Genomic DNA, 7780 nt, shown 5'->3' on the forward strand with positions numbered 1-7780 from the left:
GCAGCTTGGCCGCAGTGAGGTAGCCGCACTCTCCAGGGGCGCGGGGAACTGCGCGACTAGCCACCCGGTGTGGTGAGTCCCCGAACGCTCAGGGCCATTCGCACAGGGTGGTTGCTCGCGCAGTTCCCCGCGCCCCTAGGTAGGAGTCGCATCTCGTATGTGGGCAGATACTTCGGTCAAGCTCGGCAACATGTTCGGTGCCGTCGCCGGATTCCTCGGCGTACTGCTGCTGCTGTTCTATCTCGCCGGGTTTGCCCGGGGCCGGCTCTCGCGTCGGCTGGCGATCCTGTTCCTGCTCGGTCCGGCGGTGCTCCTGCTGCTCGTCGGCATCGTCGTCCCGGCCGTGCGGACGATCTACCTGTCGCTCTACAACGAGGACAGCACCAAGTTCCTCGGCGGCGGCAACTACACCTGGGCCTTCGGTAACTCCGACATCCACCAGGTGCTGCTCAACACGCTGCTGTGGATCGTCATCGCGCCGATCCTGACGACCGGGCTGGGGCTGGTGCTCGCCCTTCTCGTGGACCGGCTGCGCGGTCAGGCGGTCTACAAGTCGCTGATCTTCATGCCGATGGCGATCTCCTTCGTCGGCGCGAGCATCATCTGGAAGTTCGTCTACGCCTATCGCGACCCGTCCCAGCCGCAGATCGGGCTGCTCTCGCAGATCTGCATGTGGCTCGGCTGGCACCATCCGCCGAACTGGATCCTGTCGCACCCGCTGAACAACTTCCTGCTGATGATCATCATGATCTGGGTGCAGACCGGATTCGCCATGGTCGTGCTCTCGGCGGCCATCAAGGCGATCCCGGAGGACGTCACCGAGGCCGCCGTGCTGGACGGGGCGCAGGGGTGGCGGCTCTTCAGCAACGTGACCATCCCGATGATCCGCAGCACCATCATCGTCGTGCTGACCACCGTGATGATCACGACGCTGAAGCTCTTCGACATCATCCGGACCATGACCGGCGGCAACTTCGGCACCCAGGTGCTGGCCAACGAGATGTACTCGCAGGCGTTCACCGAGTTCAACAACGGGCGGGCGGGCGCGCTGGCCGTCCTGCTCTTCCTCGCCGTCGTGCCCCTGGTCGCCTACAACGTCGCGATGCTGCGCAAGGAACGGGAGGTCCGCTGATGGCCACGCTCACGCGCAGGGCTTCGACCGACACCGCGACACCGGGCACGGGGCGCACGGGAGTGCGCCGCGCGCTCAGCAGCCCGTTCGCCACCCTCGGGGTGCTGATCGTCACCGTGGTGTGGACGGTCCCGTCGCTCGGACTGCTGATCACCTCGCTACGGCCCCAGCAGGACGTCGCCCAGACGGGCTGGTGGGACTTCTTCGCCCACCCGCACGTGACCCTGGCGAACTATCACGACGTGCTGTTCAACGGCGGGTTCGGCGTCAGCGACGGACTGATGCCGTATCTGGTGAACTCCATCGCCATCACCGTCCCGGCGACCGTCTTCCCGATCGTGCTCGCGTCGATGGCGGCGTACGTGCTGGCCTGGATCCCGTTCAAGGGCAGCGACACGATCTTCTTCGTCTTCTTCGCCCTGCAGGTCGTCCCGCTGCAGATGGCGCTGGTGCCGCTGCTGCAACTCTTCTCCGGCGGCGCCCATATCGGCGGTGCGACCATCTTCCCGGCCCTCGGCATGGGCGGCACCTACGCGCCCGTGTGGATCGCCCACACGATGTTCGCGATGCCGCTGGCGGTCTTCCTGCTGCACAACTTCATCGCGCAACTGCCCCGCGACCTGATCGAGGCCGCGCGGGTGGACGGCGCCAGCCACTTCCGGGTGTTCCGGTCGGTGGTGCTGCCCCTGGCCACGCCGGCGCTGGCCTCGTTCGCCATCTTCCAGTTCCTCTGGGTCTGGAACGACCTGCTGGTCGGTCTCACCTTCACCGGCGGGGCCCCCGAATCCGCGCCGATGCCCTCGCGGCTGGCGCAGCTGTCCGGGTCCTTCGGCGACCACTGGGAGATCCTCACGGCGGGCGCCTTCGTCTCCGTGGTGATCCCGCTCGCGGTCTTCTTCTCGCTACAGCGCTACTTCGTCCGCGGCCTGCTCGCGGGCTCCGTGAAGGGCTGATCCGAAGGCTGAGCAGAACGAGCAGAACGCTTATTTACGCAGCTTTCATCTGACAACAAGGGAAACAGAGACGTAACACGGGACCCGCTCCTACCTTCTGACTACCTCGAACCGGGGGTGTGGAAGGAGCGGGTCCCATGGCCGATGCGAACAATGGCCGAATCGAGATCGAAGGCGTCACCAAGCGCTTTCTGACGCCCAGCGGTGACGTCTTCACCGCGATCAAGGACGTGTCGTTCACCGTCGAGCCAGGCCAGTTCTGTGCGGTCGTCGGACCGACCGGCTGTGGCAAGTCGACGACGCTCGGCATGGTCTCCGGGCTCGACAAGCCCAGCGAGGGCACCGTCAAGGTCGGCGGCAAGGTGGTCGACGGCATCACCGACGGCGTCAGCTTCATGTTCCAGGCAGACGCGCTGCTGCCCTGGAAGACGGTGCTGGCGAACGTCGCACTCGGGCCGATCTTCAAGGGCGCGAGCAAGGCCGAGGCGCAGGCCCGCGCCCGGGACTGGCTGCGCCGCGTCGGCCTCGCCGGTTTCGAGGACCGCTACCCGCACCAGCTCTCGGGCGGTATGCGCAAGCGCGTGGCCATGGCCGCCGCGCTGATCAACGAGCCGAAGATCCTGATGATGGACGAGCCGTTCGGCGCCCTGGACGTGCAGACCAAGGCGATCATGTCGAACGAGCTGCTGGGCCTGTGGGAGCAGAGCCGCCCCGCGGTCCTCTTCATCACCCACGACCTGGACGAGGCCGTCGCCCTCGCCGACAAGGTCGTCGTGATGACCTCCAGCCCCGGCACGGTCAAGGCGGTCTACGACATCGACCTGCCGCGCCCCCGCGGCTCCGTCCAGGAGATCCGCTTCGAGCCGCGCTTCCTGGAGCTGCAGCACCAGATCTGGGACACCCTCCGCGAAGAGGTCGAGCGTGCCTACGCCCGCACCGCCGGCGGCCCCACCGAGGAAGGCAAGGCAGCATGAGCACCGCATCCACGTCCACGACGACCACCCCGGTCGACGCCGCAGCAGCCGGTCGGGAGCAGTCCGCGGTGGCCCAGGCCGCCAAGCGGGCGGTCCTGCGCCGCAGGGCCGCGATCTGGGCGGGCCGTATCGGCTTCGCCGTCCTCGTCCTCGGCGGTTGGGAAGTCGGCGCCCGGACCAACGTGATCGACCCGTTCTTCTTCGGGCAGCCGTCAGGTGTCTGGAGCGCGCTGGTCAACCTGTTCCAGAACGGCACCGAGTTCGGCTCGGTCTACGAAAACATCTGGGTCACCATGCAGGAGGCCCTGTTCGGCTTCGGCATCGGTGCGGTGGCGGGCGTCATCGTCGGTGTGACGCTGGGGCAGAGCCGCTTCCTGGCCGACGTGTTCGGGCCGTACATCAAGATCGTGAACGCGATCCCGCGTATCGTGCTCGGCTCGATCTTCATCGTGGCTTTCGGCATCGGGACGCTGCCGAAGATCCTGCTCGCCGCGGTCCTGGTCTTCTTCATCGTCTTCTTCAACGCCTTCCAGGGCGTCCGTGAGGTCGACCGCAACATCCTTGCCAACGCCAAGGTGCTCGGCGCCTCGCGGCTGCAGGTCACCAAGCACGTCATCGTTCCCTCCGCGCTGACGTGGATCATCGCCAGCCTGCACAGCGCCTTCGGCTTCGCCATCGTCGGCGCGCTCGTCGGCGAGGTGCTGGGAGCCCAGCAGGGCCTCGGTCTGATCATCAAGAACGCGCAGAACAACTTCGACCCGAACACGGTGTTCGCGGCGATGCTCATCATCTCGGTGCTGGTCCTCGTCGCCGAGTGGGTGATCGAGAAGCTCGAGCACTACCTGCTCTCCTGGCGGCCCGCCGCTCCCTCCGAGGCGTCCAACGCCATCTGACGTACCGACACATACGCACCCCCACCCTCGAAAGGTATGTGGCTCCCCATGTTCAAGCGCTCCGCAGTCATCGCCTCCGCCCTCGCCCTGGCCACGCTGGGCACCGCCACCGCGTGCGGCTCCAGCTCCTCGGGCGGTTCCAGCGCCTCCGGCGGTACCCCGACGGTCAGACTCATGGTCGGCGGGATCGACAAGCAGATCTACCTGCCGTACCAGCTCGCTCAGAACCTCGGCTTCTACAAGAAGTACGGCGTCAACGTCGTTCTCTCCACCGAGCTCGACGGGGGCATCGGCGCCGAGGACGCGATGGCTTCCGGCCAGGTCGACATGGCCGGCGCGTGGTACAACCACACCATCGACTTCCAGGCCCACGGCAAGGCCGTCGAGGACATCATCCAGCTGTCCGGTGCCCCCGGCGAGCGCATCATGTGCGCCAACGGCAGCGGCGTGCACTCCGCGGCGGACTTCAAGGGCAAGACCATCGGCGTCACCGACCTGGGCTCCGGCACGGACACCCTGGTCAAGATGCTGGCCGCCAAGCAGGGCCTGAAGACCACCGACTTCAAGCGCCTCGCCGCCGGTGCCGGGGCCACCGTCGTGGCCGCGCTGCAGAACCACAAGGCCGACTGCGCCATCACCACCCAGCCGACGGTTGCCGCGCTGGAGAAGAAGAACATCGCCTACTCCGCCATCGACCTGGCCACCTCCACCGGCGCGACCCAGGCCCTGGGCGGCATGTGGCCGGCGGCGAGCGTCCTCGCCCGCACCGACTGGGTCAACTCCCACAAGGACGCGGCCCAGAAGGTCGTCGACGCGCTCGTTGCCACGATGCACTGGATCAACACGCACAGCGCCGCGGACATCGCCAACAACCTGCCGTCGGCGTTCGTCTCGAACGCGCTGGTCACCAAGGCCGACTACATCACCGCGCTGAGCCAGGACAAGGGCCAGTTCCTGCCCGACGGCATCATGCCGGCCGGTGGCCCGAAGACCTCGCTGGCGACCGAGGTCCTGGCGGGCAACGCCACCAACTCGATCAACCTCGGCACCACGTTCACCAACGACTTCGTCATCGCGGCGAACAAGCTGGAGGGCTTCACCACCACCACGACCCCGGCCAGCGCCAACGGCTGAGCTCGACCCCGAACGCCGGGCGTCCGTCCTTCGGGACGGGCGCCCGGCGCTTTCGTGTCCGTACGTCGAAAGGATGACGGGGCGTCGGGGTCATCCTTGGGATGCAGCGGAATTAGCTTCGTGGAGCGACGCGGTGGCCTCTCCGGTACCCGTAGCGTCTGAGCCGTCATCGGGACGGGGAGGGCGGGGACACCGTGAACAGCATGGTTCAGGTCCGGGCGCAGGCGCCGGTTGTCGCGGCAGGGCGGGCGCGGAGTGCCGCGTGGTTCGAGCAGCGGCGCACCTGGGTGCTCGGCTGGCTGGTCTCCGCGGGGTGGGCGGGCTCGTTCCTCGTCATCTCGAATCTGACCACGCATCGGACGTGGGGGACGCTGGCGGCGCTCGCCTACCTCGCGGCGGCGCTCGCGGCGGGCTGCGGCCGGCGGCGGATGTCGGTGGGCATCGCCTTGGTCGGCGCGGTCGCGCTGCCGCTCGGGTGGCTGGTGTACACCGGGCAGGCGCAGTCCGAGGTCATGGTGATGGAACGCTCGATGGAGCTGATGCTCGGCACCGGCAGCCCCTACGCCACCCACCCGGCCGGGCTCGCCGACTACAACCCGTACCTGCCGGGCCAGGCGCTGTTCGGCCTGCCGCACGCGCTCGGGCTGCTCGGGCCGTTGGGTGACGCGCGGTTGTGGTGCGGGGCGTTCCTGGCCCTGTGCCTCTCCGCGGGGCGGGCGGTGCTCAAGTCCGCGACGGCGCCGGTTGTCCGGGTGGGGTCCGTCTCCTACGGAACGGCGGTCGGAGCGCTCGTCGCCTCGCCGATCCTGGCCCTGCCGCTGTGCGTGAGCGGTATCGACATCCCGCTGATCGGCGTCTGCTGTGTCGCTCCGGCGCTGGCGCTGCGCGGCCGGCCGATGTCGGCGGGGTGGGTGCTGGCCTTCGCCTGCGCCCTGAAGTGGACGGCCTGGCCGGTCGTCCCGGTGGTCCTCGCGGCGGTCTTCGCCCTCTACGGCGGCCGGGCGGCGCTGCGGTGTGCGGCGGTGACGGTGGCGGGCGCGGCGGCGGTGATCGTGCCGTTCGCCGTGCGGACCCCGAAGGCGATGCTGGAGCAGGTCTTCCTCTTCCCGACCGGCCACGGCGCGGTGGCGACCCCGGCCCAGAGCCCGCTGCCCGGCGTCCTGCTCTCCCGGCTGGGCACACCGGGATTGGCGGTGGCGGGCGTTCTGTTGGTGCTGTGCGCGGTCCTGCTCGCGGTCTCGCTCGTCAAGCGCCCGCCGGTCGACTCCGTCGCCTGCGCGGACCGCCTGGCGCTGGGGCTCGCGATCGCCTTCGCGCTCGCACCGGCCAGTCGCTACGGGTATTTCGCTCTGCCGGCCGTGCTGGTCCTGTGGACTCGGCTCGCGGCCAAGTTGCACTGAACCTTTAGGGGCGGGGGGAACTACCCACGCGGCGGAGCCGCGAGGGTAGCGCCTCGCGCCCCTAACAGGGTGGCAACTAAAGGATGTGCGGTATCGGAGCCGTTCCCAGCGACTCCGTCGCCCGCTGCAACGCGCTGGCGAGGAGCGCCAGGTCCGTCGGGCCGTTGCCGAGTTCGCGGACGGTCCGCGACGCCGGAGGCTCGCCCAGCGTCGACCAGTCCAGGGGGGTCACCGTCGGACGGAGCGTCGCGGTACGCGGGATGCGGCCGGTGACGCGGGCCGTCTGGAGGGGGGTGACCCCGCCGTCGGGGTGGCGGAGCAGGCCGCGGCCGGGGGAGTCCTCGGCGAGGGACGCCGCGTCGTCGACGTGGATCAGCAGGGCGGACGCCGTGGGGGAGTCGACCCGCAGCGCGATGCGCAGCTGAGCCGCCTCGTCCACGGCCGTGCCGGCCGTGTGCTCGGGGGAGGCGGTGGTGACCGCGAGGCGGACGCCGAGGCGGGGGCCGCGCAGGGCGGCGTCCTCCAGGACGTGGGCGAGGGGGGTGCCGACCAGACCGTCCCAGTCGTCGACGGCGACGACGAGGTGGGGGAGCGGCTCGGCCTCGACGGTGACCGCGCCCTGCGCGGAGGCCGTGGCGGGGTAGTCGTCGGCGGGGCGGCGCGGCGGCGCGAGCCGCGAGAGCGCGCGTTCCGCGTGCCACGCGGCGAAGCTGCGGCCCTCCAGGAGGGCCGCGCGGCGGTCGAGTTCGGCGCTGAGCGCCCGCGCGGCCTCGCGCAGCGCGGGGCCGTCGGTGGTCGCGACGTGGCCGACGACGTGCGGGAGCTCGACGGCCGGGGAGAGGCCCCGGGCGGGATCGGCAGGCGGGCGGCCCTCGATCAGCAGCAGGCCGAGGCGGTCCGGGCGTTCGGCCACCGCCAGCGCGGCCAGCAGCGAGCGCAGCAGCTCGGTGCGGCCGGACTGCGGGGCGCCGCCGACGAGGAGATGGTCCGTCAGGTCGAGCGCGCAGCTGCCGTCCCGGGTGACGCCGACCGTCGCGGTGGCGATCTCGCCGGAGCCGATGCGCAGTTCCGCCCAACGGGCGGAGATCTTCGCGGGGGTGACCAGGTCCATGCCGAGCAGGTCGAGCAGGCGCGCGGCCTCCGGGAGCGCGCCGCGGCTGCCGCTGCGGCGGGCGCCGTCGGGCTCGCGCAGGGGGGCGAGGGCGCGGGCGAGGCGGCCGGCCCAGGCGGCGCCGACCGCGTCGAGGGCGACGCCGGTGACCAACTCCCGCTCCGGTGCGGCGCGGTGATGGCC

General features: G+C 70.0%; 7 protein-coding genes. 6 read left to right on the forward strand and 1 reads right to left on the reverse strand.

Going from position 1 to position 7780, the window contains the following annotated elements; translation table 11 throughout:
• Positions 1-157 precede the first annotated feature (157 nt).
• From DN069_RS00605 to DN069_RS00630, 6 genes are all read left to right on the forward strand, one after another.
• Complete coding sequence (locus DN069_RS00605; protein ID WP_111498686.1) at positions 158-1132, forward strand: carbohydrate ABC transporter permease; 975 nt, start codon at positions 158-160, stop codon at positions 1130-1132.
• Positions 1132-2085, forward strand: coding sequence for a carbohydrate ABC transporter permease (locus DN069_RS00610; protein WP_111498687.1), 954 nt, complete (start codon positions 1132-1134; stop codon positions 2083-2085). The genes DN069_RS00605 and DN069_RS00610 overlap by 1 nt, the downstream gene beginning before the upstream one ends.
• A 137-nt stretch (positions 2086-2222) precedes the next feature.
• Positions 2223-3059, forward strand: coding sequence for an ABC transporter ATP-binding protein (locus DN069_RS00615; protein WP_111498688.1), 837 nt, complete (start codon positions 2223-2225; stop codon positions 3057-3059).
• Entirely contained in the window at positions 3056-3952 is an 897-nt protein-coding gene (locus DN069_RS00620; protein ID WP_111498689.1) for an ABC transporter permease, read from the forward strand. Before DN069_RS00615 ends, DN069_RS00620 begins: the two co-directional genes overlap by 4 nt.
• Before the next feature lie 48 nt (positions 3953-4000).
• Positions 4001-5086: an ABC transporter substrate-binding protein gene (locus DN069_RS00625; protein ID WP_111498690.1), complete on the forward strand. Its 1086-nt coding sequence runs from the start codon at positions 4001-4003 to the stop codon at positions 5084-5086.
• A gap of 194 nt (positions 5087-5280) precedes the next feature.
• Positions 5281-6486 (forward strand): glycosyltransferase 87 family protein, encoded by a 1206-nt coding sequence (locus DN069_RS00630; RefSeq protein WP_111498691.1) that lies wholly within the window; start codon positions 5281-5283, stop codon positions 6484-6486.
• A gap of 76 nt (positions 6487-6562) precedes the next feature.
• Here DN069_RS00630 and DN069_RS00635 read toward each other — a convergent pair.
• Positions 6563-7780: FtsK/SpoIIIE domain-containing protein (locus tag DN069_RS00635; protein ID WP_279387860.1), on the reverse strand; the 1218-nt coding region annotated here is incomplete at its 5' end.

The organism is Streptacidiphilus pinicola (assembly GCF_003258295.1).
GTDB classification, from domain to species: Bacteria; Actinomycetota; Actinomycetes; order Streptomycetales; family Streptomycetaceae; genus Streptacidiphilus; species Streptacidiphilus pinicola.

Excerpts from the sequence above, each read along its gene's own strand:
- DN069_RS00610 (WP_111498687.1), top strand. The coding sequence starts at position 1,132 with ATGGCCACGCTCACGCGCAGGGCTTCGACCGACACCGCGACACCGGGC.
- DN069_RS00625 (WP_111498690.1), top strand. The coding sequence starts at position 4,001 with ATGTTCAAGCGCTCCGCAGTCATCGCCTCCGCCCTCGCCCTGGCCACG.
- DN069_RS00615 (WP_111498688.1), top strand. The coding sequence starts at position 2,223 with ATGGCCGATGCGAACAATGGCCGAATCGAGATCGAAGGCGTCACCAAG.
- DN069_RS00605 (WP_111498686.1), top strand. The coding sequence starts at position 158 with ATGTGGGCAGATACTTCGGTCAAGCTCGGCAACATGTTCGGTGCCGTC.
- DN069_RS00620 (WP_111498689.1), top strand. The coding sequence starts at position 3,056 with ATGAGCACCGCATCCACGTCCACGACGACCACCCCGGTCGACGCCGCA.